Annotated in this window: 24 protein-coding genes; 13 read left to right on the top strand and 11 right to left on the bottom strand. The window is 72.0% G+C overall.

Translation table 11 applies throughout. The annotated features are described in order from the left end of the window. The first annotated feature begins 165 nt into the window (after positions 1–165). Entirely contained in the window at positions 166–1,356 is a 1,191-nt protein-coding gene (locus OXR63_RS03030; RefSeq protein WP_267419979.1) for a hypothetical protein, read from the top strand. Between the two features lie 21 nt (positions 1,357–1,377). Here OXR63_RS03030 and OXR63_RS03025 read toward each other — a convergent pair whose 3' ends face one another. The 3 genes from OXR63_RS03025 to OXR63_RS03015 all read right to left on the bottom strand — a co-directional run bounded on the left by OXR63_RS03025 (position 1,378) and on the right by OXR63_RS03015 (position 3,008). Beyond that, entirely contained in the window at positions 1,378–1,998 is a 621-nt protein-coding gene (locus tag OXR63_RS03025; protein ID WP_267419977.1) for a CE1759 family FMN reductase, read from the bottom strand. A 168-nt stretch (positions 1,999–2,166) separates the two neighbouring features. Continuing rightward, on the bottom strand, positions 2,167–2,436 hold the full coding sequence (rpsO, locus tag OXR63_RS03020; protein ID WP_071270776.1) for a 30S ribosomal protein S15: 270 nt from the start codon (positions 2,434–2,436) through the stop codon (positions 2,167–2,169). Between the two features lie 125 nt (positions 2,437–2,561). Continuing rightward, entirely contained in the window at positions 2,562–3,008 is a 447-nt protein-coding gene (locus OXR63_RS03015; RefSeq protein ID WP_267419970.1) for a VanZ family protein, read from the bottom strand. Positions 3,009–3,170: 162 nt separating this feature from the next. On the opposite strand from OXR63_RS03015, the gene OXR63_RS03010 reads away from it, so the two are divergent. The 3 genes from OXR63_RS03010 to OXR63_RS03000 are packed head-to-tail and all read left to right on the top strand — an operon-like array spanning position 3,171 to position 5,635. Beyond that, entirely contained in the window at positions 3,171–4,247 is a 1,077-nt protein-coding gene (locus OXR63_RS03010; protein WP_267419969.1) for a glycoside hydrolase family 6 protein, read from the top strand. A gap of 35 nt (positions 4,248–4,282) precedes the next feature. Beyond that, positions 4,283–5,332, top strand: coding sequence for a M4 family metallopeptidase (locus OXR63_RS03005; RefSeq protein WP_267419968.1), 1,050 nt, complete (start codon positions 4,283–4,285; stop codon positions 5,330–5,332). A gap of 39 nt (positions 5,333–5,371) precedes the next feature. Continuing rightward, positions 5,372–5,635 (top strand): protealysin inhibitor emfourin, encoded by a 264-nt coding sequence (locus tag OXR63_RS03000; RefSeq protein WP_267419967.1) that lies wholly within the window; start codon positions 5,372–5,374, stop codon positions 5,633–5,635. Between the two features lie 28 nt (positions 5,636–5,663). Here OXR63_RS03000 and OXR63_RS02995 read toward each other — a convergent pair whose 3' ends face one another. The 3 genes from OXR63_RS02995 to OXR63_RS02985 all read right to left on the bottom strand — a co-directional run bounded on the left by OXR63_RS02995 (position 5,664) and on the right by OXR63_RS02985 (position 9,206). Then, on the bottom strand, positions 5,664–7,907 hold the full coding sequence (locus OXR63_RS02995) for a HelD family protein (RefSeq protein ID WP_267419966.1): 2,244 nt from the start codon (positions 7,905–7,907) through the stop codon (positions 5,664–5,666). Positions 7,908–7,989: 82 nt separating this feature from the next. Beyond that, positions 7,990–8,835 carry an aldo/keto reductase gene (locus tag OXR63_RS02990; protein WP_267419962.1) on the bottom strand — a complete coding sequence of 282 codons (846 nt, stop codon included), beginning with the start codon at positions 8,833–8,835 and terminating at the stop codon, positions 7,990–7,992. Then, positions 8,835–9,206: an FKBP-type peptidyl-prolyl cis-trans isomerase gene (locus OXR63_RS02985; RefSeq protein WP_056121789.1), complete on the bottom strand. Its 372-nt coding sequence runs from the start codon at positions 9,204–9,206 to the stop codon at positions 8,835–8,837. Before OXR63_RS02985 ends, OXR63_RS02990 begins: the two co-directional genes overlap by 1 nt. Before the next feature lie 69 nt (positions 9,207–9,275). On the opposite strand from OXR63_RS02985, the gene OXR63_RS02980 reads away from it, so the two are divergent. After that, a complete protein-coding gene (locus tag OXR63_RS02980; protein WP_267419960.1) occupies positions 9,276–10,607 on the top strand; it encodes an MFS transporter in 1,332 nt (443 codons plus the stop codon). Between the two features lie 132 nt (positions 10,608–10,739). After that, complete coding sequence (locus OXR63_RS02975) at positions 10,740–11,825, top strand: YihY/virulence factor BrkB family protein (protein WP_267419959.1); 1,086 nt, start codon at positions 10,740–10,742, stop codon at positions 11,823–11,825. Positions 11,826–11,984: 159 nt separating this feature from the next. Here OXR63_RS02975 and OXR63_RS02970 read toward each other — a convergent pair whose 3' ends face one another. From OXR63_RS02970 to OXR63_RS02960, 3 genes are all read right to left on the bottom strand, one after another. Further along, positions 11,985–13,472, bottom strand: a complete 1,488-nt coding sequence (locus OXR63_RS02970; protein ID WP_267419957.1) for an aspartate ammonia-lyase — start codon at positions 13,470–13,472, stop codon at positions 11,985–11,987. 727 nt (positions 13,473–14,199) lie between these two features. After that, on the bottom strand, positions 14,200–14,496 hold the full coding sequence (locus OXR63_RS02965) for a hypothetical protein (RefSeq protein WP_267419956.1): 297 nt from the start codon (positions 14,494–14,496) through the stop codon (positions 14,200–14,202). Then, positions 14,496–15,752 carry an inorganic phosphate transporter gene (locus OXR63_RS02960; protein WP_267419955.1) on the bottom strand — a complete coding sequence of 419 codons (1,257 nt, stop codon included), beginning with the start codon at positions 15,750–15,752 and terminating at the stop codon, positions 14,496–14,498. The genes OXR63_RS02965 and OXR63_RS02960 overlap by 1 nt, the downstream gene beginning before the upstream one ends. A gap of 115 nt (positions 15,753–15,867) precedes the next feature. On the opposite strand from OXR63_RS02960, the gene OXR63_RS02955 reads away from it, so the two are divergent. The 3 genes from OXR63_RS02955 to OXR63_RS02945 all read left to right on the top strand — a co-directional run bounded on the left by OXR63_RS02955 (position 15,868) and on the right by OXR63_RS02945 (position 19,565). After that, complete coding sequence (locus OXR63_RS02955; RefSeq protein ID WP_267419954.1) at positions 15,868–17,556, top strand: cation:proton antiporter; 1,689 nt, start codon at positions 15,868–15,870, stop codon at positions 17,554–17,556. Between the two features lie 130 nt (positions 17,557–17,686). Then, positions 17,687–19,246 carry an ABC transporter permease gene (locus OXR63_RS02950; protein WP_267419953.1) on the top strand — a complete coding sequence of 520 codons (1,560 nt, stop codon included), beginning with the start codon at positions 17,687–17,689 and terminating at the stop codon, positions 19,244–19,246. Positions 19,247–19,280: 34 nt separating this feature from the next. Further along, positions 19,281–19,565 (top strand): hypothetical protein, encoded by a 285-nt coding sequence (locus OXR63_RS02945; protein ID WP_267419951.1) that lies wholly within the window; start codon positions 19,281–19,283, stop codon positions 19,563–19,565. A 17-nt stretch (positions 19,566–19,582) separates the two neighbouring features. Here OXR63_RS02945 and OXR63_RS02940 read toward each other — a convergent pair whose 3' ends face one another. Beyond that, positions 19,583–20,107, bottom strand: coding sequence for an 8-oxo-dGTP diphosphatase (locus tag OXR63_RS02940; RefSeq protein ID WP_267419949.1), 525 nt, complete (start codon positions 20,105–20,107; stop codon positions 19,583–19,585). Positions 20,108–20,171: 64 nt separating this feature from the next. Here OXR63_RS02940 and OXR63_RS02935 point away from each other — a divergent pair, with 64 nt between their 5' ends. Further along, entirely contained in the window at positions 20,172–20,522 is a 351-nt protein-coding gene (locus tag OXR63_RS02935; protein ID WP_267419947.1) for a tryptophan synthase subunit alpha, read from the top strand. A gap of 19 nt (positions 20,523–20,541) precedes the next feature. Beyond that, the gene (locus OXR63_RS02930) at positions 20,542–21,432 is read left to right on the top strand and encodes an aminodeoxychorismate lyase (RefSeq protein WP_267419945.1); all 891 of its coding nucleotides are present in this window, start codon (positions 20,542–20,544) and stop codon (positions 21,430–21,432) included. 6 nt (positions 21,433–21,438) lie between these two features. On the opposite strand, the gene OXR63_RS02925 is transcribed toward OXR63_RS02930, so the two are convergent. Further along, complete coding sequence (locus tag OXR63_RS02925) at positions 21,439–22,635, bottom strand: amidohydrolase (protein ID WP_267419944.1); 1,197 nt, start codon at positions 22,633–22,635, stop codon at positions 21,439–21,441. 111 nt (positions 22,636–22,746) lie between these two features. Here OXR63_RS02925 and OXR63_RS02920 point away from each other — a divergent pair, with 111 nt between their 5' ends. Continuing rightward, positions 22,747–24,030: a Fic family protein gene (locus OXR63_RS02920; RefSeq protein WP_267419943.1), complete on the top strand. Its 1,284-nt coding sequence runs from the start codon at positions 22,747–22,749 to the stop codon at positions 24,028–24,030. A gap of 9 nt (positions 24,031–24,039) precedes the next feature. After that, positions 24,040–26,211, top strand: a complete 2,172-nt coding sequence (locus OXR63_RS02915) for a S9 family peptidase (RefSeq protein WP_267419941.1) — start codon at positions 24,040–24,042, stop codon at positions 26,209–26,211. Positions 26,212–26,292 lie beyond the last annotated feature (81 nt).

The raw sequence follows: 26,292 nt of genomic DNA, 5'->3' as shown, positions 1-26,292 counted from the left end.
TCTTCGGCCCGCATGCCACCACCGATGACCAGCTTCGTGCCGGTCTGCGTGCGATGTTGTGTGGCGTCTCGGGAAACGGTCCCCGGACGCCCTGACTTTAGCATCGGGCGGTGCATCGGCGGCGAGGCTGGCGGCGAACGGGCGTGTCCTCGGTACCCTTCCCCCATGCGTCGTGTTCCTGGAAGACGCGTACTCGTCGCGGCCGTCGTGGTCGTGGGTGCGCTCGTCGGCTCCCTCGTGACCGCGGTTCCAGCCGGTGCCACCGAGTACCCGAGCTGGCAGGACGTCCAACAGGCCAAGGGCAACGAGACCGCCAAGCGGGCCGAGGTCCAGCGGGTCAAGGCCGCACTCCGCTCGGCGCAGGCCGATGCCGCCGCGAAGTCGCAGGTCGCGCTCGACGCCTCCGCGGTCGCCGCGCAGGCCGAGGCGGACCTGCAGGCGGCCACCCAGGCCGCCACGAGCCTCCAGGCCCAGGCCGACGCGGCCAGGGCGACCGCCGAGCGCGCGCGGACGCGTGCCGGACAGCTCGCGGCGAGCCTCTACCGGGACGGCTCGGGCGACCAGATGACCACCAGGATCGCGACGACGAAGGACCCGAACCAGCTGCTCTACCAGCTCGGCGCCATCGACCAGCTCACGACGACGTGGTCCGGCGTGATGGACGACGCCTCCGTCGCGGCGGGGACGGCGTCGTCGCTCGGCGACCAGGCGCGGCGGGCCGAGTCCGAGCGGGCGTCCCTCGCCTCGGCGGCCGAGACGAAGGCGACCGCGGCGAAGACCGCCGAGGACCGCGCCGACCGGGCCGTGGCGTCCACGGAGTCGCACAGCACCGAGCTCTACGCGCAGCTCGCGTCGCTGCAGGACTCCACCGCCGAGACGGAACGTCGGTACGAGGTCGGGCGCGCCGTCGCCGCACAGGCGGCAGCGCAGGCAGCCGCTGCCCGCGCCGCGGCACAGGCCGCAGCGGCTGCGCAGGCATCGGCCAGCGCCCCGGCCCTGGCAGCTCCCGGCAACGCCTACCCGGACACCGGCGGCGTGACCGTCGACCCCGCGGCGGCGCAGGCCTACGCCCGCAGCGCCCTCGGCAGCTACGGCTGGGGGGACGACCAGTTCGGGTGCCTCGTGTCCCTGTGGACGCAGGAGTCCGGCTGGCGCGCCAACGCCCTGAACGCCTCGAGCGGTGCGTACGGCATCCCCCAGGCCCTGCCGGCGTCGAAGCTCGCCGCCGCCGGTGCCGACTGGCGCACCAACCAGGACACGCAGGTCAACTGGGGCCTGGCCTACATCAAGAGCAGCTACGGCACCCCGTGCGGGGCCTGGAACCACGAGATGAGCGTCAACCCGCACTGGTACTGACGCGTCGGCACCGCGGGGCGGTCAGTGCCCCAGGCCGCCGAGCAGGCTCGCGAAGTCGGTGACCTCCGGCAGGGCGGTCGCGTCCTGCGGAACCCGACGGGAGGCCCCGATCGCCCAGGCGAGGTCGGCACCGGCCCGGCGGATGCGTCCGTCGAGGGCCGCCTGGTCACCGTCTGTTCCCCAGTCGTCCGTCGCGGCGAACACGCCGGTGGGCACGACGGCCGCCCGGAGGTAGGCGAACACGGGGCGCATGGCGTGCTCGATCGCGAGCGAGTGGCGGGACGTGCCACCGGTGGCCGCGAGGAGGACCGGCATGTCGGCGAGGGCGTCCTTGTCGAGGACGTCGAGGAACGACTTCGCCAGGCCGCTCATGCCGGCGGTGAAGACCGGCGCGACGAACACGACGGCGTCGGCCCCGATCACCGCGGCGGTGGCGGCAGCGAGGGCGGGTGCCTCGAAGCGGGTGAGCATCGCGTCGGTGATCTCGTGCGCCAGCGGACGCAGGTCGACGTGCACGACGCGGGGCGCGCCTCCGTGCTGTGCTGCGATCGCGGCGACGGCGGACTCGGCCAGGCGGTCGGCGAGGAGGCGTGTGGACGACGGCTCGGAGAGTCCGGCGGAGACGACGGCGATGGTGGTCATGGGATCTCCCGATCTTTCAATGCGTTTGCATGAACACTGTACCGAACTCGGGAGGCCGCGTGCACATTCCCGGGAACCCGCTTGTCGGGAACCCGCACGTCGGGAACGAAGAACGCCCCAGTCCTCACGAGGAGGTCCGGGGCGTTCGGTCAAGCGGTGCGGCGACGACTAGCGGCGCAGGCCGAGACGCTCGATGAGCGCACGGTAGCGGGCGATGTCGACGTCCGAGAGGTAGCCGAGGAGGCGGCGGCGCTGGCCGACCATGAGCAGCAGACCACGACGCGAGTGGTGGTCGTGCTTGTGCTCCTTGAGGTGCTCGTTCAGGTCGTTGATACGACGCGTCAGAACGGCGACCTGGACCTCGGGGGATCCGGTGTCGCCCGGGTGGGTCGCGTACTCTTCGATGATCTCCTGCTTGACCTGTGCATCAAGTGCCATGGTGATCCCCTTCTGTCCGTTGCGCGGTGCCCACGCCTGATGCGTGAGCGCTCTTTGTCCGCGGCCGTTCGACGGCAACCTGGAGAGCCTACCAGAGCAGGGCCGCGTCGAGGACCTCGGCCGGGTCAGACGGTGCGGGCGCGCAGGCGTCGACGGCGGGGTGCCGGCAGCAGGCTGCGGACGAAGCCGACGAGCGTCGCGCCGAGGAGTCCGCCAAGGCCGTTCGAGAGGACGTCGCGAGGGTCGGCCACGCGGTACGGCAGCAGGGTGCCCTGCGCGAGCTCGATGCCCGCGGACAGCCCGACCGCGACGACGGCCGCGAGGAACCACCAGCGCCGCGGCAACCACAGCGCCGCGATCAGGCCGACGGGGACGAACATGGCGACGTTCGCGAGGAACTCGGTGCGGTCGTACGTCAGCCACGACCCGTGGGGCAGGTGCTGCGCCCACGCGATGGCGTGCAGGACGAGGGAGTTCTCCGCCGAGGTGAACACGTGCGGTGTCAGCGTCATCCGCCAGATCACCCAGGCGTAGGCCGCCGTGAGGGCGAGGAGGAGGAGTTTCCGGAGCATCCGGTCAGTGTGGGGCACCGTCCTGCGCGAGACCTGGAGCGCTCCTGGGCAGCAGCAGCGGCGATGCTGGGCGAACGCCGGTGCGGGGTGGCCGTGGAGGCCGACGGGATGGAAGCATGGGCAGCGTCGCGACGCGCGGCGGTGACCAGGGAGGACCGCTCGATGCCGGACCAGCAGCTGCCCCCGGACGACCGCGTGCCCAGGGCGCGTCGGTCGCCGAGCGCCTCGCGCCAGTGGGCCTGGATCGGCGGTGCCGCAGCGGTCGTGGTCGCGGTGGTCGTCGGGGTGGCCCTGTGGGTGCCGACCGTGCCGAACGGGCCGGACGGACGCCGGATCGTCGACCGGCAGAGCGCCGCGCAGGCCTTCCCCGGTGGACTCGCCCGACAGCCGGCCAGCGAGAACCAGGCAGGCCGACGCGAGACCCAGGCACGAGCGGACGGCGACACCAGCACCGCACGACGGATCGCCGTCATCGCGGACGAACCCATCGCGACCTGGCTCACGGACCCATCGGTCACGACGACCCGGAAGACCGTCCGGGAGGTCGTGGCGAACGCCCGGCGGCAGGACAAGACCCCGGTGTTCGTCCTCTACAACGTGCCCGACCGGGACTGCGGCCACTACTCCGAGGGCGGCACCACCGCGGCGGAGTACCTGCCGTGGGTCCGGTCGGTCGTGCGGGCGACGGCGGGGTCGCACGCGGTCGTGCTCGTCGAACCCGACGCGATCGCGCAGATCCACGTCTGCAAGCGCCTGGCGGACTCCCGGTTGCCGCTGCTCCGCAAGGCCGTGGACGAGCTCAGCGGGCACGGGCTGACGGTGTACCTCGACGGCGGGAACGAGAACCGCGTGCCGACCGCCACGATGGCCCGGTGGCTGCGGCAGGCCGGGGTCGACCGGACGCAGGGCTTCTTCACGAACGTGTCGAACTTCTACCGCGTCGACCAGGAGCGCGCCTACGCCGACCGGCTCGCCGACGCCGTCGGTGGTGACCCGCACTTCGTCATCGACGTGTCCCGGAACGGCCGGGGGTGGCTCGGCACCTGGTGCAACCCGGAGGGCGCAGGACTCGGGCAGTCGCCCCACGTCACGGCCGGGTCCTCGCGGTTGGACGCCCTGCTCTGGGTCAAGACGCCGGGGCTCAGCGACGGCACCTGCAACGGCGGCCCGGCAGCCGGACAGTGGTGGGAGTCGTACGCGCTCGACCTGGTCCAGAACCGCAGGGACGGCGACGGCTGACGCGAGTGTCGGTGCCGAGGGGTTGCATGGCTGGCATGACCGCTGCCCCGTTCCACTCCGTCGTCCCGCCGTACCTGTTGCGCGCCATCGCCGACGCGCCGACCGACGCGTTCCCCCGTGCCACGCCGGCGGCACGGACGGCCCTGGCCTCGCTCGACGCCGTGCAGGCACCGAAGACCCGGGCCCTGCACGCCCCGCGCACCGCGACCGCGCCCGATCCGTCGCCGCAGCGCACCATCGCCGACGCCCACGGGACGACCACGCTGCCGGGCACCGTCGTCAGGAGCGAGGGCGCCGCCGACACCGGTGACGCCGCGGTGGACGAGGCCTACGCCGGCCTCGGCGCCACGCACGCGTTCTGGCTCGACGTCTTCGGGCGGGTGTCCATCGACGGCGCCGGGCTGCCGCTCGACGCCACGGTGCACTACGGGCAGGACTACGACAACGCCTACTGGGACGGCTCCCGGATGGTCTTCGGCGACGGGGACGGCGAGGTCTTCACCCGCTTCACCATCGCGCTCGACGTCATCGGCCACGAGCTCACTCACGGCGTCACCCAGTACACCGCCGACCTGACGTACCAGGGGCAGTCCGGGGCGCTGAACGAGTCGGTCAGCGACGTCTTCGGGTCCCTCGTGGCGCAGTACACCGCCGGGCAGACCGCCGCCGAGGCCAGCTGGCTCATCGGCGAGGGGCTCTTCACACCCGCCGTGCACGGCGTCGCACTCCGCTCGATGCGGGCGCCGGGCACCGCGTACGACGACCCGGTGCTCGGCAAGGACCCCCAGCCGGCGACGATGGCCGGCTACGTCGAGACCGAGGACGACGCCGGCGGGGTGCACACGAACTCGGGCATCCCGAACCACGCGTTCTACCTCGCCGCCACGGCGATCGGCGGGAACGCCTGGGAGGGTGCCGGCGCGGTGTGGTGGGACGCGCTGACCTCGGCCGAGGTGACGGCGTCGATCGACTTCGCCGGCTTCGCCCGGGTCACGGTGTCCGCGGCGGACACCCGGTTCGGGTCGGGCTCCCCGCAGTCGGTCGCCGTCGCGGACGCCTGGCGCATGGTGGGCGTGCTCGACTGACCACGCGGGCCGTCGAGCGCTCGGCGTAGGGTCGGGCGCATGCAGATCCTCGTGCGTCGGAGCGGTGGGTTCGCCGGCCTCACCCGCGGCTGGCGGATCGACACGGACGTCGACCCCGACGGCTGGTCCGACCTGGTCGACGCGGTGCCCCGAGCAGCGCACCAGCCCGTGGCCCCGGTGCCCGACGACTACGTCTGGACGATCACCGTGGCGAGCACCACCGTCCGGGTGCCCGGCCGTGCACTCGACGGCCCGCTGGCCGCGCTCGTGGAACGCGTGCGGACCGAGGGCGAGCCGGACTGACGGAGCCGACCCGGGCCTCCCGTCCGGGTCAGACCACGTCGATGACCGTGAGCCGCCGCGTGGGACGGGTCATCGCGACGTAGACCGCGGCGGCGGCACGGGCGGCGTCCGCACCGACGCAGTCCGGGTTCACGAGCACCACGCCGTCGAACTCGAGGCCCTTCGCGTCGGCCCCCGTGAGCACCGTGACCGAGCCCGGCCGCGGCGACCCGAGGCTGCGCACGTCGAGGTCGCCCTGCGCGAGCCGCTGCCGGACGACGTCCACCTGCGACTCCGGCACGATGACGCCGATCGTCCCCGAGCCGATGTGCGCGCGCTCGCCCGCCACCCGGGCAGCGACGGTGTCGAGCACCTCGGCCCGCGACACGGACACCCGCTCCACGGGGTCGCCGTCCCGGACCGCCTGGTTCGCGGTGACGGTGAGGCCGGCCGCGGCGGCGAACGCGCCGGCGGCCTCGACGATGGACCGCGGGGTGCGGTAGTTCACCGTGAGCTCGGCGACGCGGTGGTCGAGGGGCACCTGCGGCGCGCGGCCCCGACGACGACGGGCGAGGGCGCCGATGACGTCCTCCCACGTGCGGGCGGCTCCGGGTGAGGAACCCTGGGCCATGTCGCCGACGATCGTGAAGGACCGGAGCGGGTTGCGCCGCGCGAGCACCCGCCACTGCATCGGCGAGAGCTCCTGGGCCTCGTCGACGACGATGTGGCCGTAGGTCCACTCGCGGTCCTCGGCAGCGCGCTCGGCCGTGGTGCGGGGGTCGCCGCCCTCGGCGAACGCACCCGCGACCTCTTCCGCGGAGACGATGCCCTCGACGCCCATGTTCTCGATGGCCTGACGGGCGTTCTCGATGTCGCGGTTCCGGCTGGCCTTCGCCTGGCGCTTCGCCGCCCCGCCGGTCGGGTCGAAGGTGCCGAGGAGCTCGGCGGCCTCGTCGAGCAGGGGGACGTCCTCCACCGTGAAGCCGGCGCCGCGCTCCCGGGCGAGCAGGGCCCGGCGCTCCGGCGACCAGTTCGGCGTGAGGGACGCCAGCCAGTTCGGCCGGGCGTAGAGGTCCTCGAGCAGCTTCTCCGCGGGCAGCGGCAGCCAGGCGGTGTTGAGCAGGACGCGGGCGTCGTACGAGGACCGGATGTCCTCGCGGAGCACCTTGATGTCGGCGTCGTCCACGGTGGTGCCGCGCTGCCGGAGCTGCTCGGCGAGGAGCTTCGTCATGGCGTCGAGTGCGCCCTTGTTGAACGACACCCGGGCGACGTTGTGCGGCTTGCCGCGGTCCTGGGCCCGGTGCCTGGCGTCCGCGACGAGCTGCGGCGGCACGACGAGCCGCTCACCCTCGACGTCGAGCTCCACGGACGCCGTCGGCACGACCTGACGCGAGCGGACGGCACGGCGGAGCAGGTCGGCCATCTCCCCCGAGCCCTTGACCGCGGCGACCTCGCGGCGGTCGTGCCGAGTGGCGTGGAGCCCCGGGTAGAGCGAGCCGAGCGACGCCATCACCACGCCGGTCTCGCCGAGGGACGGCAGCACCTGCTCGATGTAGGTCAGGAACGCCGGGGACGGCCCGACGACGAGCACGCCGGACCCGCGGAGGCGCTCGCGGTAGGAGTACAGCAGGTACGCGGCGCGGTGCAGCGCCACGGCGGTCTTGCCGGTGCCGGGGCCGCCCTGCACGATGAGGACGCCCTCCAGTGGGGAGCGGATGATGCGGTCCTGCTCGCCCTGGATCGTGGCGACGATGTCGGTCATCCGACCGGTGCGCTCCGCGGTGACGGCGGCGAGCAGGGCCCCTTCGCCCTGCAGGTGGGTGCGCTCGTCGTCGTAGAGCGTGGCGTCGAAGACCTCGTCCTCGACGCCGACGACGCTGCGGCCCTCGAGCGAGAGGTGCCGGCGGGCGCGCATGCCCATCGGGTACGCGGCGGTGGCCTGGTAGAAGGCGCTGGCCCCGGGCACACGCCAGTCGAGGAGCAGCGGGCGGTGCTCGGCGTCGCGGAGGCCCACGCGGCCGATGTACCGGAAGGCGGACTCGTCGGCGGGCGGGTCCGCGACCTCGAGCCGGCCGAACACGAGCCGGTCGCCGACACGCTCGAGCGTGTGGATGGTGTCCTCGTACAGCCGGGCGAAGGCATCGCGTTCGCTGCGGCTCTGGTGGTTCCCGCCGACGGCCTGACGGCGGGTCTCAGCGAGGCGCTGTTCGGCCTCGGCGGTCAGCTCGTCGAGGCGGACGAAGAGTCCGTCGACGTACGTTCGCTCGCGGTCGATCTCGGTCGGTTCGGACACACGCAACCCTTCGGGACAGGGGTATCCAGTGTAGTCCCCCTGTCCCTCGGGCTGACGCCGCGGTCCGTGGTGCTGCGGCTCGCTACATCTCCTCGTGCGTGTCCGGGTCGCCGTCCCAGAGACGTCCGCGCTCGAGGCCGGAGATCGCCGCGACCTCGTCGCCCGTGAGCTCGAACCCGAACACGTCGAGGTTCTCGCGCTGGCGGTCGGCGTCGCCGGACTTCGGCACCGGGACGGCACCGAGCTGGACGTGCCAACGGAGCACGACCTGGCCGGGCGTGACCCCGTGGGCCTTCGCGGCAGCGAGGACCGGGGCCTCGGTCAGGAGCTCCGACTGCTTCGCGAGCGGGCTCCAGCTCTCGGTGACGATCCCGCGCTCGGCGTGCACGGCGCGCAGGGCGGCCTGCGGGAAGTACGGGTGCAGCTCGACCTGGTTGACGGCCGGCGCGACACCGGTCGCGTCGGTGATCCGGTCGAGGTGCGCCGGCGTGAAGTTCGAGACACCGATCGAGCGGACCTTGCCGCTGTCACGGAGGTCCACGAACGCCTTCCACGTCTCGACGAACTCGTCCACCGACGGGTTCGGCCAGTGGATCAGGTACAGGTCGACGTGGTCGAGCCCCAGGTTGCCGAGGGTCTCGTCGATCGACCGGTGCGCCTCGTCGTAGCCGTGGTGGCGCCCCGGCAGCTTCGACGTGACGAAGAGCTCGTCACGCGGGACGTCGGCGTCGCGGACCGCTCGGCCCACCGCGTCCTCGTTGCCGTAGTTCAGCGCTGTGTCGAGCAGGCGGTAGCCGCTGGCGATGGCCGTGCCGATCACCGCGGCGCCCTCGTCGCCGTCGAGCGAGTACGTGCCGAGGCCGAGCACCGGCATCCGGTGCCCGTCGTTCAGCTCGACGGTCGGGGCGACGGGCGCACCGGACGTCATCAGCGGACGCCGAGCAGGTCGATGACGAAGATCAGGGTCTTGCCGGAGAGGAAGTGTCCGCCGCCGGCCGGGCCGTAGGCGAGCTCCGGCGGCACGACGAGCTTGCGGCGCCCGCCGACCTTCATGCCGGGGATGCCCTCCTGCCAGCCGCGGACGAGCGCCGCGAGCGGGAAGTCGATCGGCTCGCCACGGCCCCAGGAGCTGTCGAACTCCTCGCCGGACTCGTACTCGACGCCGGCGTAGTGCACCTTGACGGTCGAGCCGGCCGTGGCCTCGTCGCCGGAGCCCTCGACGATGTCGGTGATGACGAGGTCGGTGGGGGCCGGGCCCTCGGGCGCGTCGAACTCGGGCTTGCTGTTCAGGTCAGTCATGTCGGCAAGTCAACCAGACCGCGCACGGAGCAGACGCAGCACCCCTCCAGGCCGCAGAATGGTTCCACCGTGACACCACCGACTCCCCCGCAGGACACGCCCGCACCGCCGCGCCGCCTGTTCGCCGACCTCACGCCGCTCCGACGGTCCCCCGCGTTCGCCCGACTCTGGGCCGGCACGGCGATCGCCGGCATCGGCACGCAGATGACCACCGTCGCCGTCGGCCTCGAGGTCTACGACATCACCAGCTCCACCTTCGCGGTGTCACTCGTGGGCGTGATCGCGCTGCTGCCGATGATCGTCGCCGGGCTGTACGGCGGGATGCTCGCCGACGCCTTCGACCGCCGCACCGTGGCCCTGGTGTCCTCGATCGTCGCCTGGGTCGCCGTCGCGCTGATCGCCACGCACTCCTGGCTCGGGCTGCACAGCGTCGCCCTGCTCTACCTGCTCGCGACGGTGAACGCGGTCGCGGCGACCGTGAGCGGGGCCTCGCGCTCCGCGATCGTGCCGCGGCTCGTCGGCACCGACCTGCTCCCAGCGGCGAGCGCCCTCGGCGGCATCGCGTCCGGCTTCCAGGTCACCGTCGGCCCCGCGATCGCCGGTGTCCTCATCGCCACCGTCGGCTTCGCCCCGACCTACACGATCGACGTCGTGCTCTTCACCTGCGCCTTCCTCGGGGTGTTCACCCTGCCGAGGATGGCTGCCGACCAGGGGGCCCTCCGCCCGGGGCTCAGCTCCCTGGTCGAGGGAGCGCGGTTCCTCCGCGGGTCGCGGAACATCACGATGACGTTCGTGCTGGACATCATCGCGATGACGTTCGGCCAGCCGCGGGTGCTCTTCCCCGCGATCGGCGCGCTGGTCATCGGCGGCGGGGCCATCACCGTCGGCACCCTGACGGCCGCGTACGCGATCGGGGCGCTGCTCTCGAGCGTGTTCTCCGGCCCGCTCGGCCACGTCCGCCGCCAGGGCGAGGCCGTCGGCTGGGCGATCACCGTCTACGGCGGGGCGATCTCGGCGTTCGGCGTCGTGGTGGCGCTGGCCCACGTGCTCGGCGGCCGCGCTGGCGAGTCCTTCAGCACCGGCATCCTGCCGGCCCTCGGCGCCGCCGCGGTGTTCCTCGCCGTCGCGGGCGGTGCCGACAACGTCAGCTCCGTCTTCCGCAACACGATCCTGCAGGCCGCGTCCCCCGACGGCATGCGGGGCCGACTGCAGGGCATCTTCACCGTGGTCGTCACGGGCGGGCCACGCGTCGGTGACCTCTACGCCGGGCTCGTCGTCGCCGCCGGGATCGCGGTGCCGCCGATCCTGGGCGGCGTCGCGATCATCGGCCTCGTCGCGCTGCTCCTGCGGCTCGTGCCGTCCTTCCGCCGCTACGACGCGCTGCACCCGAACGCGAACTGAGTCCGTCTCCCCCCTGGGGTGGTCCGGACCACCACCGGACGGGAGGCTCGTGGCGGCGCCGCCACGGGCCTCCCGTCCGGTGGTGGGTCGCAGAAGACGTGGGCTGCTCACACAACCGATATTCTCGGACCCATGCCGGACCGCGTGACGCGTGACCTCCAGCGGACCGGGGTCCGTGCGGTCGTGCGCCGTACCTACCACTCGGTGATCCGGCACCGGGTCGTCGACGCCGCGGCGTCCCTGACCTTCTTCGCGCTCCTGACGGTGTTCCCGACCACGCTCGCGGTCGTCTCCGCGCTCTCGATCGTCGACCGGCAGGGCGACAGCGTGAGCGACGTCATCGAGATCCTCGGGTTCATCGTCCGCCCCGAGACCGCCGTGCACCTCGAGCAGCCCCTCCGGCAGCTCCTCAGCCTGGACAACCCGTGGCTCGGCTTCTGGATCGGCGTCCTGCTGACGCTCTGGTCGATGTCCGGGTACGCGACCGCGTTCGGCCGGGCGATGAACACCGCGTACGAGGTCGAGGAGGGCCGCCGGATCTGGAAGTTCCGCGGCATGATGCTCCTCGTCACGCTGCTGATCATGGTCGGCGGCGCGATCGCGATCGTGATCCTGCTCGGCACCCCGACGATCTCGGCGGCGATCGTCGCGAGCATGGGCTGGGCACCCTGGATCGACGACGTCTGGGACGTGGCGAAGTGGCCCGTGCTGGCGGTCGACCTCGTGGTGATGGTGGCCGTGCTGTACTACGCGACGCCGAACGTGAAGACGCCGCAGCTCCGCTGGGTCTCCGCGGGCGCCGCGTTCGCCATCGTGACGTGGGCGATGGCGACGTTCGGGTTCGCGCTCTACGTCGAGACGATCGGCGGCAGCAGCATCGCGTACGGGTGGCTCGGTGGTGCGCTCCTGCTGCTCGTGTACCTCTACATCTCCAACTTCGTGCTGGTCGTCGGCGGGGAGCTCGACTCCGAGGTCATCCGGCTGCGGCAGCTCCTCGCGGGCATCGACGCCGACGAGTCCATCCGGCTGCCGCTGCGGGACGTCACGCGGAACTTCACGCTCGCCCGGTGGCGGGACGCGGACGTCGCGGCCGCTCGGCAGGTGCGGGTGTCGGCTGCGGAGCTGCCCGACGACGAGAAGCCGACGCCGCCTGCGGAGCAGCAGCACCTGCGAGAGGTCGCCGAGCAGGTCCGGGTGGGCGAGCGGCCGATGCCCTGAGGGGGGTCGGTTGACGGTTGTGGGGGGTCTTGAGCGGTCCTTCCCACATCGCCTGCGATGGGATGTGGGAACGCGCGTGGCGGGTCGGAAGGAATGACTGCCTACGCGCGATTCGACTCGCGACGCGCGGTCTGACCAGCCTCGCGCGGCCCGGCAGGGTCAGCGGCGCCGCGCCTCGGCGTCCAACATCTCCTCGGTGATCACCGGGATCGCCCCCGTCGCGAGCTCGATCCCCGACAGCCTGGCAGGGCTCAGCACGCGCTGCACCTGGGCCTCGTCCATGAGACCGGCAGCGGTGACGAGCGTGCTGATCGGCGTCGACGTGGTCAGTGCCGTGTGCGCGATCGAGGCCGCGGCCGCGTAGCCGATGTACGGCGTCAGCGCCGTGACGACGCCGACGTTCGTGTCGACCTGGGCCGCGAGCTTGGCCTCGTTGGCCTCGATCCCGGTGACGCAGTGCTCGCGGAGCGTCGCGCAGCCGCGGGTCATCCACTGCAGTGACTGCAGGATCGAGTGCGCGATGATCGGCTCGAAGGCGTTGAGCTGGAGCTGCCCGGCCTCGGCCGCCATCGTCACCGTCGTGTCGGCCCCGGCGACCGCGAACGCGATCTGGTTGACGACCTCGGGGATCACCGGGTTGACCTTGCCGGGCATGATCGACGACCCGGCCTGGCGCGCCGGCAGGGTGATCTCGCCGAACCCGGCCTGCGGTCCCGACGCGAGCAGCCGCAGGTCGTTGCAGATCTTCGAGAGCTTGATCGCACTCCGCTTCACCGTGCCGGAGAGCGTCATGAACGAGCCGGCGTCGCTCGTGGCCTCGATGAGGTCGGGCGCGGTGACCACGTCGATGCCGCTGGCCACCTGCAGCTGCCGACGGACCTCGTCGCGGTACAGCGGGTCCGCCGTGATGCCCGTGCCGATCGCCGTCGCGCCGAGGTTCATCTCCGCGAGCAGCGGGGTGACCCGGCGCAGCAGCAGGGCGTCCTCCTGGATGGTGTGCGAGAAGCCGGTGAACTCCTGCCCGAGCGTCATCGGCACGGCGTCCTGCAGCTGGGTGCGCCCGACCTTGAGCACGTCCGCGAACGCCCGTCCCCGCTCCGCGAACGCGGCCGAGAGCTGCTCGATCTGGTCGATGAGCCGCCCCACGCTGAAGATCATGGCGATCTTCACGCTCGTCGGGTACGTGTCGTTCGTCGACTGGCTGCGGTTCACGTGGTCGATCGGGTGCAGGTACGCGTAGTCGCCCCGCTCGCGCCCGAGGATCTCCAGCGCCCGGTTCGCCAGCACCTCGTTCGTGTTCATGTTCGTGCTCGTGCCCGCGCCGCCCTGCACCACGTCGACGACGAACTGCTCGCGGAGGGCACCGTCACGGACTTCCTGCGCCGCCTGGTCGATGGCGTCGGCACGCTCGGCGTCGAGGACACCGATCGCCTTGTTCGCCCGGGCGGCCGCCTGCTTCACGGTCGCGAGGGCCTCGATGAGGTCCGGGTACACCGAGATCGGGACGCTCGTGATCGGGAAGTTCTCCAGTGCCCGGAGGGTGTTGATCCCCCAGTAGACGTCTGTGGGCACCTCCCTCGTCCCCAGGGAATCGGTCTCCGTGCGGGTCCCAACACTCACGTGCGCCTCCTCGTCGTGGTCCACCATCCGAGGCTAACCCAGTCCGTCCGGCCGGTCCGGTGCTGGTGGGTGTCGCACCGTGCGGGCTCGCTCGCCCGGTGCGAGGTTGCCCATCCCGTGCGCGCCCACGAGCGCGCACCCGGTGCACAACGTCGCACCAGCGGGTGCGTGGCCGCGCCGAGGCGGACACGAGGCGCGGTGCCAGGCCGCCGCGAGCCTCCCGGCCGGCGGGCGGCGAGCGGACAGGACCGCGCGGTCGCACAGTGCGGGCTCTCATGCGCCGTGCGAGGTTCCACACCCCGTGCGCGCCAACGAGTGCGCACCACGTGCGCTACCTCGCACCAGCGGGTGCGTGGCCGCGCCGAGGCGGACAGGAGGCGCGGTGCCAGGCCGCCACGAGCCTCCCGGCCGGCGGACGGCGAGCGGGCAGGACCGCGCGCTCGCACAGTGCGGGCTCTCACGCGCCGTGCGAGGTTGCACACCCCGTGCGCGGCGACGACCGCGCACCACGTGCGCTACGTCGCACCAGCCGGTGCGTGGCCGGGCCGGGGCGGACGGGAGGCGCGGTGCCAGGCCGTCACGAGCCTCCCGGCCGGCGGACGGCGAGCGGGCAGGACCGCGCGGTCGCACGGTGCGAGTTCGCTCGCCCCGTGCGAGGTTGCACACCCCGTGCGCGCACACGAGTGCGCACCACGTGCACGACCTCGCACCAGCGCACACTACGGCCAGAGCGCAGCGCGCAGCGAGCGCCGCGTCAGTGGAACTGGGGGACGATGAGGTAGATGCCGTAGAGCACGGTCGCGGCGCAGACCACGAAGCACGCGATCGCCAGGGTGCGGAGGCCACGGACGGCCCCTGTCGCCCCCGACGGATTCGGGAAGCCGGCCGTCGCCGGGCCGATCGTGCCGTCGTCCTTCACGGTGAACTTGCCCGCGCGGGTGTCGGCGGCGCTCCAGAAACGGAGTCCGACCGAGTACACGGAGACGACGAAGCACGAGGCGACCACCGCGACGAGCGCCACGGTCAGGAAGGCAAACCAGTCGATGCCCATCAGCGGCGTCCTCCCTTGCGAGCACCCATGCGTCGGAGGGTGCGCTCGCGGCTCAGCTCGGCGCGGCGTGCGGCGACGTTCTCGGCACGCTTCTTGCGCTGCAGGTCGCGCAGCTCCTTGCGGGTGTAGACCGCGTTCGCGGCGACGTCGACCTCGATCGCGGAGGCCTGCTCGTGCGGCTTGCGGAGCGACCAGAGGTACAGGCCGAGGATCACGACGGCGCCGATGACCACGTCGATGACGAGTCCGACGATGCCGAAGCGGGCGATGCCCGAGGCCACGGCGCCGACGGCAGCGGCGGCCGGCAGCGTGATGAACCAGGCGATGACGATCTTGCCGGCGGTCGACCACTGGATCTTCGAGCCGCGGCGACCGAGGCCGGCACCGATGATCGACCCGGACGAGACCTGCGTGGTGGACAGCGCGAAGCCGAGGTGGCTCGACGCGAGGATCGTGGCGGCGGTCGAGGCCTCGGCCGCGAAGCCCTGCGTGGCGCGGATCTCGGTGATGCCCGACCCGAGGGTGCGGATGATGCGCCAGCCGCCGGTGTAGGTGCCGAGGGCGATGGCCAGGGCGCACGCCACGACGACCCAGAACTGCACGCCCTGGTTCGACGACTGGGCGCCGGACGCGATCAACGTCAGCGTGATGACGCCCATCGTCTTCTGCGCGTCGTTCGTGCCGTGCGCGAGCGACACCATCGACGAGGTGAAGATCTGGCCGACACGGAAGCCGCCGCGCTCGTTCGGGAACACGGGGCGTCGGGTGATCCGGTACGCGATGCGCGTCGACAGGAACGACACGAACGCCGCGATCACCGGGGAGAGGAACGCCGGGATGATGACGACCGTCAGGAGCGCCAGGTAGTTCACCGACTGGAACCCGGCACCCACGATCGCCGCTCCGATGAGCCCGCCGAAGAGCGCGTGCGACGACGACGACGGCAGGCCGCGCAGCCACGTGATCATGTTCCAGACCACCGCGCCGATCAGCCCGGCGAAGATCATCTCCGGCGAGATCGCGACCCCACCGGGGCCTTCGTTGATCAACCCGTGCGAGATCGACGTCGCGACGGCGGTGCTGAGGAACGCACCGACGAGGTTGAGCACCGCGGCGACCGTGACCGCCACCTTGGGCTTCATGGCCCCGGTGGCGATCGGTGTCGCCATCGCGTTGGCGGTGTCGTGAAATCCGTTTGTGAAGTCGAAGAAGAGGGCCAACGCGATGACCAGGACGACTATGAGTGTGATGTCCACCGCGGGCCAGTGAACCAGTCCGCGGCGTCCGGGGCAAACCCAGATCGTCACCCGATGTTCACCCGGCCTTCAAACTCGTTCAGGTTCGGAAGCATGCCGATGGGAGAATGAGGCCATGGACACCGCCGAGCTCCTCATCCTGCTGGTCGGATCGTTGCTCGTCACCGGGTTCGCGCGGTCGAAGGGACTGCCCGCTCCGCTGCTGGTCACCGCGGTGGCGCTGGCCGCGTCGTTCCTGCCGGGTCTGCCGCCGATCGAGATCGACTCCGACCTGATCCTGACGGTGATCCTGCCCCCGCTGCTCTACTCGGCGGCGCTCGACGTGTCGTGGCAGAGCTTCCGGACGTCGATCAAGCAGATCCGCCGACTCGGGATCTTCCTCGTCATCATCACGGCGCTCGCGGTCGGCCTGGCGGCGTACATCATCATCCCGGACATGGACTGGCCGGCGGCGATCCTGCTCGGCGCCATCGTGGCCCCGCCGGACGCGGTGTCAGCCGCCGCGATCGGCCGCAAGCTCGGACTCCCCCGCCGCGTGATGACGGTGCTGTCCGGCGAGAGCCTCATCAACGACGCCGCCTCCCTGACGCTGGTGCGCGTGTTCACGCTCATCGCCGCGGGCACCTCGCTGACGATCTGGCAGGACCTCGGCATCTTCGGCCTGGCGATCGGCGTCGGTCTGGCGGTCGGGATCGTGCTCGGCGTGCTCGTGCACTGGATCCGGATGCGGATCAACGACCCGGTCGTCGAGACGATCATGAGCATCCTGCTGCCGTTCGTGGCGTACATCCTCGCCGAGGAGCTCTCCGGGTCCGGCGTCATCGCGGTCGTCACGGCCGGGCTCTACATCGGCTACAACTCGCCGAAGGAGGGCTACGCCACCCGCCTGCAGGAGCGCCCCCTCTGGACGAGCATCGACGTCATCCTCGAGGGCTTCGTCTTCGCGCTCATCGGTCTGCAGCTCAACACCGTCGTGCAGGACCTCATCAAGAGCGAGCGGAGTCTCGGGCAGACCCTGACCGCGGCGGCCGTCGTGCTCGCGGTCGTGATCCTCGTGCGGCCGCTGTTCGTCTTCGAGTCCTACGTCCGCAACCGCTTCAACGGGCGATGGCTCCGACCACTGCGGATCCGGCTGTCACGCGGGCATCCGTCCCTCCGCTGGATCCGCGGCTCAGCGGAGCCGAAGCTGAACTGGCGAGAGCTGACGGTCATCTCGTGGACGGGCATGCGCGGCGTGGTGACCCTGGCCGCGGCGGTCTCGGTCGTGGCGAACCCGGTCGACATCAAGGCCCAGGACACCATCTTCGTGATCGCGTTCATCGTGACCGTCGGCACGCTCCTGCTGCAGGGCCTGACGCTGCCCTTCGTGATCCGGTCGCTCAAGGTGCAGGACCCGGAAGAGGGCGAGGAGGACGTCCGCAGCGAGATGCGCCTCAACCAGCGCACCACCGAGGCGGCGATCGAGCTGCTCGACAAGCGCCGACCCGAGTGGGCGGAGCAGTACGGCGACCAGGCCGTCGACTCCGTCGTCAGCCGGCTCAAGAGCCGCCTCCAGCGCCAGGCGGACACGTTCCGGCAGGACGCCGCCGAAGAGGAGTCGGAGGACCGCAACGCCCCGTCACGCCTCCGCGGCTCGCAGATCCAGGACATCCGCCGCGAACTGCTCGACCGGCGCCGCGAGATCGTGCTCGAGGAGCGCGAGCGCGGGAACCTCGACGAGGAGGTCATGCGCCGGGTGCTCGTGACCCTCGACGCCGAGGAGCTGGCGATGGACTCGGCGCAGGCGTCCCGCAGCCGGTCGTAGCGCTGCGCCCTGGCGGTGGCAGCGGTGATGCGACGGCGGTGGCGGCGGCCGGGTCGACACCCAGGGCCGCGGTCAGAGGCCGGGCGTATCCTCGGATGACCCAACACGAGACCAGGAGCACAGCGCGCCAGTGAGCACCCCGCGGAACGACGTCCCGAAGCACTCCGACACCCCGGACCGACCCGGCGCGTCCGGACCGCGACCCGCTCCGAAGCAGCGCACCACGCGCCCCTCCGCCCGCGGCACCGCACCCCGCCGCGGCGCGAAGGTCGCCGGGTCCTCCCGGTCGACCGTCCGGAGCCAGGCCCCGGTCCCCCAGCCGCAGCACATCAGCGCCTACCGCCGCTGGTTCTCGACGCTGCACCCCTCGCTGCAGCTGATCGGCCTGCAGCTCTGGATGCCGCTGTTCTTCATCGTCGGCTTCTGCCTCTGCTACGTCTTCGCGTTCCACGCCCCGCACCCGCACGACGTGCCGATCGCCCTCATCGGCAGCGACCCCGGCTTCATCGCGGCCGTCCAGAAGGCCCTGCCCGGGGAGTTCGTCTTCCACACGTACGACTCCCTCGTCGCGGCGAAGCGGGACGTGCTCGCCGGGTCGATGGCGGTCGCCTACGACCCGTCGACGAACGAGTTCTTCAAGGCCAGTGCGCACCAGTTCCAGGTCGCGAACCTCGTCCCCGCGACGTTGAGCGCCGTGCTCACCGCGATCGGCGTCGCGGCGCCGAAGGTCACCGAGCTCGCCGCGCTCCCCGCGTACGACGAGTACGGCACCGTCCCGATGTACGTGATGCTCGCCTGGTGCATCGGCGGCTACATGGTCGCGATGTTCATCGGCATCATGGGCGGCCCGCTGCGGCACCGCACCCGGATGACGGTCATCGTCGTCGGTGGTCTCGTCATCTCGCTCATCACGAACACGCTCGCCGGGCCCGTCGTCGGTGCCATCCACGGGCACTGGATCGAACTCGTGCTCATCGCGTGGGGCTGGATCGTCGCGATCGGGCTGGCGGTCAACGGCCTGAGCTACTTCGTCGGCCGGTTCATCGCCGCGCCCGCCATGATCTGCTTCGTCTTCCTGTCGATGCCGTCCTCCGGCGGCGCCTACCCGAAGTGGTTCATGCCCGAGCCCTTCGCCTGGCTCAACAACGTCGTCGTCGGCTCGAGCATGGTCGACATGATCAAGCACCAGATCTACGGCGTCGGCCCCGGCCCCGCGCGCGGCCTGATCACGATGGCCTGCTACGCCGGCGCCGGCCTGGTGCTCATGTACTTCGGCAAGATGTGGTGGGAGCGCCGCCGCATCCGCGCGATCGTCACGGGTCGCACCACGATGTTCCAGGACGCCCAGAACGCCAACCGGGAGTTCCTCGGACAGCAGCGAGACATCGAGCTCGAGCGGCACGGGCTGTCGTCCACCGAGACCGGCACGCTGCAGGTCCTCCGCGACGAGGACTGGCAGGACGACCGCGTCAGCGGCGACGTCTTCACCGGCGGTCGCGACGGCCTCGAGAACGAACCCCTGACCACGGGCCGCATCCCGGTGGTCCGGCAGACGGACCGGCAGTCGGCAGGCAGCCGGACGGGAGGCCCTGGTGCGGGCCCACGCACCCGCCCCGTCCCACGGACCGACGGCTCCGGCACCTCGGGCGAGCCCGCCAGCACCTCGCACAGTCGGCACGCGGCCCGCTGAGGACCGCCACGCCGGGCGGTATCCTGGGCCGATCATGACCCGCACCGCCTGGCACCGCCTCCTCGTCACGCTCGTCGTCGTCCTGCTCGCGCTCACCGCCGTGCTCTGGGTCTCGAGCGTGGTCCTGGCACCAGCGGACGGCCGCGACACCGCCGGGCTCTTCGTCGGGTGGGCGATGTTCGCGCTCGTCGGCGCGATCGTCGTCGGCATCGTCGACTTCTTCGTCCGCCCGCTCGGCGGCCGGAGCGGGGACGCTGACGTCATGGCCGAAGCGGAGCAGGCGCGCACGGGCAGCACCCGGACGCAGCAGCAGCGCTGAGCCCGCGCCGCGCCGCGCTACGGCAGCGCCGGTGCGTCGACGCCGGTGCCCGTGAACCCGGCGACGGTCGCGTTGTCCTCGGCGAACGTGAAGCGGGCCTCGACCCTCCCGCCTCGGAGCACGCTCGGCAGCCAGGAGCGGGCGTCGTCCCACATCGCGTCGTACGGCACCGCGTCGACCGGGATCCACCGCGCTTCCAGCTCGTCGCTCGCGGTGGGGGTGCCGGACCAGCGCCGAGCGACGAAGACGTCGGAGACCTGGGACCAGGACGGTCGGAACGGGAACCGGTAGTCCAACGTGCCACGAGCCTCCAGGTCGGCGGGGTCGAGCCGCAGGCCGACCTCCTCGGCGACCTCGCGCACGGCGGTCTGGACCGCCGTCTCCCCCGGCTCGCGCTTGCCGCCGGGGCCGACCACGCGCCCCGTCCCGAGCCCGCGGCGCTTCTCCCCGAGGAGCACCTCCGGTCCGTCGACGCCGTCGCGCAGCAGGTACACGACGACGACTCGGGGGTGCTGGTTCTTGGTCTCGTCACGGGTCGGCACGTGTCCAGTCTGGCCGAAGATCTGGCGTACGCTCGTTCCATGGCAGGTGGTCTGCGGGGGCACCATGGCTGAGCACCGTCGGTTCGGGCGCAGCCTCGAAGTGCTGCGTGCCGAGGCTGCCGAGGAGATCTCGATGATCGTCGAGCACCGCAGTCGGCAGGGCGACGACCCGTGGGAGTTCATGCCGATGCTGCCGAGCGTCGACGAGCAGGTCGTGCTCATCCTCCGCGAGGAGGCCCTCGAGCTGGACGACGCGATCGGACGCCGGAGTGCGCAGTGGTCGATGCACCCCGCCTCCGGGCAGGGCACCAGGCTCGGCGAGGAGTACCACCGGCTGCGTCGCATCGCCCTGCAGCACCCGGAGCTGACCGAGGCCGTCTGGAAGCTCATGGGAGCCCTGCCGAAGCAGAGCTGACCTGCGGTTGGATGGTCGCATGACCGAAACCGTGCTCGCCGTCCTGAACCAGCCCTCGCGCGAGGCCGCCGCGCACGACCCCGCCGCCGATGCCTTCACGTACGAGGCCCCGCTCGGCGCGAACCTCCAGGTGCAGGACCTCGGGATCATCCGCGGTGACGGCGTCTTCGAGACGATCACCGTCGTCGACGGCCGTCCCCAGGCGCTCGAGGCCCACCTCGACCGCTTCGTGCGCTCGGCCCGCATGCTCGACCTGCCGCTGCCCGACCTCGACGCCTGGCGCCGCGCGGTCGAGGCCGTCTGCGCGGAGCTCGACCCCGTGCACGAGGCCTTCGCGAAGACGGTCATGACCCGCGGCGTCGAGGGCTCCGACCGCCCCACCGGCTGGGTGTACGCGGCGGCCTCGGGCGACTCGACCCCCGCCAGGACGCAGGGCATCTCGGTCGTGACGCTCGACCGCGGGTACCGCCACGACGTCGAGCGCACCTCCCCGTGGCTGCTGCAGGGCGCGAAGTCGCTGTCGTACGCGGTGAACATGGCCGCCCTGCGCGAGGCCGTCCGGCGCGGCGCCGACGACGCCCTGTTCGTCTCGAGCGACGGGTACGTGCTCGAGGGCACCCGCGCCAACCTGGTGATGTCGGTCGGCGGACGACTCGTGACGCCGCGCACCGACATCGGGATCCTCGCCGGCACCACGCAGGCGGACGTCTTCCGGTTCGCCGAGGCCGAGGGCATCGAGACGGCCTACGAGCTCGTCACGATGGCGGACCTGCGGGCAGCGGATGCCCTGTGGCTGGTGTCGAGCGTCCGGCAGGCCGCCCCGATCCGGCTGGTGAACGGGGACGAGCAGGCGATGGACCTCGACCTGACGGAGCAGATGAACGAGTTCCTGCTGTCGCGGGAGTCCTGAGGCGCGCTACCAGCGCGGCGTGGTGACGCCGACGCCGTCGGTCCACGCGAAGACCTGCGTGCCGTCGATCCACACCCGGGTCGCACGGCTGGTGGCGTCCAGCGGGTCGCCCGACCACAGGACCAGGTCGGCGTCCCAACCAGCTTCGAGGCGCCCGACGCGGTCGCCGAACCCGAGGAACGTCGCCGGGTTCACGGTGAGGGCCTCGAGCGCCGTCTGACGGGGCAGGCCGTCGCGGACCGCCATCGTCGCCTGCGTCACGAGCATGGCGATCGGGACGACGGGCGCGTCGGTGGTGATCGCCACCCGGACACCGGCGGCGGCGAGCGCCGCGAGGTTCGGGATGCCCCGGTCGCGGAGCTCGACCTTGGACCGGCTGGTGAAGAGCGGGCCGTAGATCACCGGGATGTCCTTCGCGGCGAGGACGTCGGCGATCTTGTGGCCCTCGGTGCCGTGGTTGACGACGAGTCGGTAGCCGAACTCCTCCGACAGGCGGATCGCGGTGGCGATGTCGTCGTGGCGGTGGGTGTGCTGGTCCCAGACGAGCTCGCCGTCGAGCACGCGGACGAGGGTCTCCTTCGCGAGGTCACGGGCGAACGGCTCGCCCTTCGTGGCGGCGGCGTCCCGTGCGGCACGGTAGTTCTGCGCGTCGACGAAGGCCTCCCTGATGACCTTCGCGACCCCGAGCCGGGTGGAGGGCGTCTGGCCCTTGTCGCCGTAGACGCGCTTCGGGTTCTCGCCGAGGGCGCTCTTCACGCTCACGGCGTCGGAGATGAGCTGCTCGTCGATGGTCCGGCCGCCCCAGGTCTTGATCGCCACCGACTGGCCGCCGATCGGGTTGCCGGACCCGGGCTTGACGACGATCGCGGTGACGCCGCCGGACAGTGCGTCACGGAAGCCCTCGTCGTCGATGTCCACGGCGTCGATCGCGCGGACCGCGGCCTGGTTGGGTCCGGTGAGCTCGTTCGTGTCATTGCCGGCAGGGCCGTTCGCCTCCTCGTGGATGCCGACGTGCCCGTGGGCCTCGACGAAGCCGGGGAGGAGCCAGGCGCCCGCGGCGTCGATCACGGGGATGCCCGGCGGCGGCGTGACGTCCGCGCCGATCGCGGTGATGCGGCCGTCCTGCACGACGACGGCACCGCCGTCGAACTCCTGGGACGTGACGGGGACGTGGGCACCGGTGATCGCGAACGTGTTGGTCATGTCGTCCACGGTAGCCACGGCCGGTGACGGGCGAGGCGAAATACAACATTCCGACAGTGCCTGGTCAGGGCGACGCCGTGCCTACGCTCGGAGAGGACGACAGGAGGACACATGGACGACGACGGCCCCGGTCTCGCTCCCGCTCCCGCTCCCGCTCCCGCTCCCGAGTGGACGGTCCACGGCACGGCGGAGCGCCCCTGGCGCAGTTCGCGCCGTGGTCCTCGGGCCGACCGGCTCTGCACCGCGGTCACGACCTCCGTGCCGCCGCCCATCGCCGATCGCCGGTACGTCCCCGTTCCCGATGACCTCGCGCTGCTCGACCGGGCAGCCGCGGCCCTGCTGGACCTCGACCAGCACCACGGGGACCGGCTCGGCGCACTCGGCGGACTGCTGGCACGGACCGAGGCCGTCGCGTCGTCCCGGATCGAGGACGAGCACGCCGACCTCGACGACTACGCCCGCGCCGTGGTCGGTGTCCGGGCGAACGGCAGCGCGACGCTCATGGTCGCCGCGACGACGGCACTCCGACGCCTGACCGCCGACGCCAGCACGGGCAGCGATGCGGGCGCCGGTCGCATCACCGAGCGCTCGATCCTCGCCGCGCACCACGACCTGATGCGCGACGACCCGCTCGACGGCCGCGACGCCGGCCGGTACCGCACCGTGCAGAACTGGATCGGCGGGGGCGGCAGCCCGCGGCTCGCGACGTACGTCCCGCCACCACCGGAGCTCGTCCCCGGTGCCATGGCTGACCTGGTCGCGTTCCTCGAGCGTGACGACCTGCACCCCGTCGCGCAGGCGGCGATCGCGCACGCCCAGTTCGAGTCCGTCCACCCCTTCACGGACGGGAACGGGCGCGTCGGGCGTGCGCTCATCGGGGCGGTCCTGCGCCGCCGCGGGCTCACCACGACGATCACCGTGCCGGTCGCCACCGCACTCGTGGCCGACCGGTCGCGGTACTTCGAGCACCTCGCCCGGTACCGCTCCGGCTTCGTGCACGACTTCGTCGCCGACCTCGCGGTGGCGATCGGGACGGTGTGCGACGAGGCGGCGCTGGCGGCACTGCTGCTCGACGAGCATGCCGAGGACCTCCATCGGCAGCTCCCCTGGCCGCTCCCCGAGCTCTCCCGCGACGCCGTCCTGACCGAGGACGACGCCGAGGACCTCGTCGTCGCTGTCCGGCGGCGTCCGCCCGGGTCCGGTCCCGCATCGGTCGACGCCCTGGTCCGCACGCTCGAGCGCACCAGGACCATCCGTCCGGTCACGCAGCGCCGCCGAGGCCGGGCCTGGCTGGTCACCGGGGTCGCCACCGAGCTGGACGCCTTCGCCGAGCGGGTCGCCGTCGGGGTGCGCGACAGCGTGCGCCGCGAGCTCGTGCACGAGGACGCGGCCTAGGCTGGCACGGTGAGCAGCGAGCACGAAGCGACCACCCCGCCCACCGCCGACAAGCGGCCCGTCACCCGGACCCACCACGGCATCGACTTCGTCGACGACTACGAGTGGCTCCGGGACAAGGAGTCGCCGGACACCATCGCGTACCTCGAAGCCGAGAACGCCCACACCGCCGCGTCGACCGACCACCTCGCCGCCCTGCGCGAGCGCATCTTCGGCGAGGTCAAGGGCCGCGTGCAGGAGACCGACCTCTCGGTCCCGGTCCGCATGGGCCAGTGGTGGTACTTCACGCGCACGGCCGAGGGCAGCCAGTACGGCGTCCAGTGCCGCGCCCCGATCAGCGGTCCGGACGACTGGACCCCGCCCTCGCTCGAGGAGAGCGCGGCCACGCTCCCCGGCGAGCAGGTCGTCCTCGACGGCAACACCCTGGCCGACGGCCACGAGTTCTTCTCGCTCGGGTCCTACGACATCTCCGACGACGGCACCCGGCTGCTGTACGGCGTGGACGTCGCCGGCGACGAGCGCTACACCCTGCACGTCCGCGACCTCACCACCGGCGAGGACCTGCCCGACGTCGTCGAGAACACCGGCTCCGGCGCCACGTTCGACCCCTCCGGCCGCTACGTCTTCTACCCCACCGTGGACGACTCCTGGCGCCCGGACCGCATCTGGCGGCACTCCGTCGGGACCTCCTCGACCGAGGACGTCGTCGTGTTCGAGGAGCCCGACGACCGCTACTGGGTCGGCATCGGCGTGACGCGGTCGTCGCAGTACATCGTCATCGAGCTCGGTTCGAAGATCACGTCCGAGGCGTGGATCCTCGACGCCGCCGACCCGACGGGCGAGTTCCACGTCGTGTGGCCCCGGCGCGAGGGCGTCGAGTACGAGATCGAGCACGCCATCGTCGGTGGCAGCGACCGCCTGCTCGTGCTGCACAACGACGGCGCCGAGAACTTCGAGCTCGTGGACGTCCCCGCCGACGACCCGACCTCCGAGACCGACCGCCGCGTCGTCGTCCCGCACCACACCGAGCGACGCATCGAGTCCGCCGACGCCTTCGCCGGCCACCTCGCGATCGAGTACCGCGCGGAGGCCCTCCCCCGTGTCGCGATCATCCCGATCGAGGGCGACGGCTACGGCGAGTCCCGCGAGGTCCCCTTCGACGAGGCCCTGTTCTCCGCCGGCCTCGGCGGCAACCCGGAGTGGGACCAGCCGACGCTCCGCATCGGGTTCACCTCGTTCGTCACCCCGTCCGAGGTGAGCGACCTCGACCTGGCGACCGGCGAGGTCACGGTGCTGAAGCGCCAGCCCGTGCTCGGCGGCTACGACCCTGACGACTACGTGCAGGAGCGCGACTGGGCCACGGCCGAGGACGGCACCCGAGTGCCGGTCTCCCTCGTGTGGCGCCGGGACGCCGTCGACGCCGAGGCCCCGGCGCCGCTGCACCTGTACGGCTACGGCTCGTACGAGTACTCGATCGACCCCGGCTTCAGCGTGATGCGCCTGTCGCTGCTCGACCGCGGCGTCGTCTTCGCCGTGGCCCACGTGCGCGGCGGCGGCGAACTCGGCCGGCACTGGTACGAGAACGGCAAGACCCTGACGAAGAAGAACACCTTCACGGACTTCGTCGCGGTCGCCGACCACCTCATCGCCACCGGACGCACCAGCCCCGACCAGCTCGTGGCCGAGGGCGGCAGCGCCGGCGGACTCCTGATGGGCGCCGTCGCCAACATCGCCCCGGACCGTTTCGCCGGCATCGTGGCCGCCGTGCCGTTCGTCGACGCACTCACGAGCATCCTCGACCCCGACCTGCCGCTGACCGTCATCGAGTGGGACGAGTGGGGCGACCCGCTCCACGACCCCGAGGTCTACCGCTACATGAGCGAGTACAGCCCGTACGAGAACGTCCGCACCGACGTCGAGTACCCGGCGATCCTCGCGGTCACCTCGATCAACGACACCCGCGTGCTCTACGTCGAACCCGCCAAGTGGACGGCGAAGCTCCGCGAGGTCGGTGCCCCGGTGCTCCTGAAGACCGAGATGGCCGCGGGGCACGGTGGCGTCAGCGGCCGCTACGCCTCGTGGCAGGAGCGCGCCTTCGAGCTCGCGTGGATCCTCGACACGCTCGGACTGGCCGACGTCTCCCCCGCGGCGGCCTCGGCGGCGCCGATCGCGGCGGGCTAGGGCCCGAACCACATCGAGGGAGCAGACGACGCCGTCTGCTCCCTCGATGGACGGGCACGAGCGCACGCGCACACGCGCGCG

The organism is Curtobacterium sp. GC_Cur_3, assembly GCF_026544205.1.
Taxonomy (GTDB): Bacteria; Actinomycetota; Actinomycetes; order Actinomycetales; family Microbacteriaceae; genus Curtobacterium.
The sequence above is the reverse complement of the archived record's forward strand: the minus strand, read 5'-3'. Positions and strand labels throughout refer to the sequence as shown.

Coding starts and splice junctions, on each gene's coding strand:
- OXR63_RS02945 (WP_267419951.1), top strand. CDS start 19,281: ATGACCCGCACCGCCTGGCACCGCCTCCTCGTCACGCTCGTCGTCGTC.
- OXR63_RS02955 (WP_267419954.1), top strand. CDS start 15,868: ATGGACACCGCCGAGCTCCTCATCCTGCTGGTCGGATCGTTGCTCGTC.
- rpsO (WP_071270776.1), bottom strand. CDS start 2,436: ATGGCACTTGATGCACAGGTCAAGCAGGAGATCATCGAAGAGTACGCG.
- OXR63_RS03005 (WP_267419968.1), top strand. CDS start 4,283: ATGACCGCTGCCCCGTTCCACTCCGTCGTCCCGCCGTACCTGTTGCGC.
- OXR63_RS03030 (WP_267419979.1), top strand. CDS start 166: ATGCGTCGTGTTCCTGGAAGACGCGTACTCGTCGCGGCCGTCGTGGTC.
- OXR63_RS02990 (WP_267419962.1), bottom strand. CDS start 8,835: ATGACGTCCGGTGCGCCCGTCGCCCCGACCGTCGAGCTGAACGACGGG.
- OXR63_RS02930 (WP_267419945.1), top strand. CDS start 20,542: ATGACCGAAACCGTGCTCGCCGTCCTGAACCAGCCCTCGCGCGAGGCC.
- OXR63_RS02920 (WP_267419943.1), top strand. CDS start 22,747: ATGGACGACGACGGCCCCGGTCTCGCTCCCGCTCCCGCTCCCGCTCCC.
- OXR63_RS02925 (WP_267419944.1), bottom strand. CDS start 22,635: ATGACCAACACGTTCGCGATCACCGGTGCCCACGTCCCCGTCACGTCC.
- OXR63_RS02985 (WP_056121789.1), bottom strand. CDS start 9,206: ATGACTGACCTGAACAGCAAGCCCGAGTTCGACGCGCCCGAGGGCCCG.
- OXR63_RS03025 (WP_267419977.1), bottom strand. CDS start 1,998: ATGACCACCATCGCCGTCGTCTCCGCCGGACTCTCCGAGCCGTCGTCC.
- OXR63_RS02965 (WP_267419956.1), bottom strand. CDS start 14,496: ATGGGCATCGACTGGTTTGCCTTCCTGACCGTGGCGCTCGTCGCGGTG.
- OXR63_RS02970 (WP_267419957.1), bottom strand. CDS start 13,472: ATGGTGGACCACGACGAGGAGGCGCACGTGAGTGTTGGGACCCGCACG.
- OXR63_RS02975 (WP_267419959.1), top strand. CDS start 10,740: ATGCCGGACCGCGTGACGCGTGACCTCCAGCGGACCGGGGTCCGTGCG.
- OXR63_RS03000 (WP_267419967.1), top strand. CDS start 5,372: ATGCAGATCCTCGTGCGTCGGAGCGGTGGGTTCGCCGGCCTCACCCGC.
- OXR63_RS03010 (WP_267419969.1), top strand. CDS start 3,171: ATGCCGGACCAGCAGCTGCCCCCGGACGACCGCGTGCCCAGGGCGCGT.
- OXR63_RS03015 (WP_267419970.1), bottom strand. CDS start 3,008: ATGCTCCGGAAACTCCTCCTCCTCGCCCTCACGGCGGCCTACGCCTGG.
- OXR63_RS02935 (WP_267419947.1), top strand. CDS start 20,172: ATGGCTGAGCACCGTCGGTTCGGGCGCAGCCTCGAAGTGCTGCGTGCC.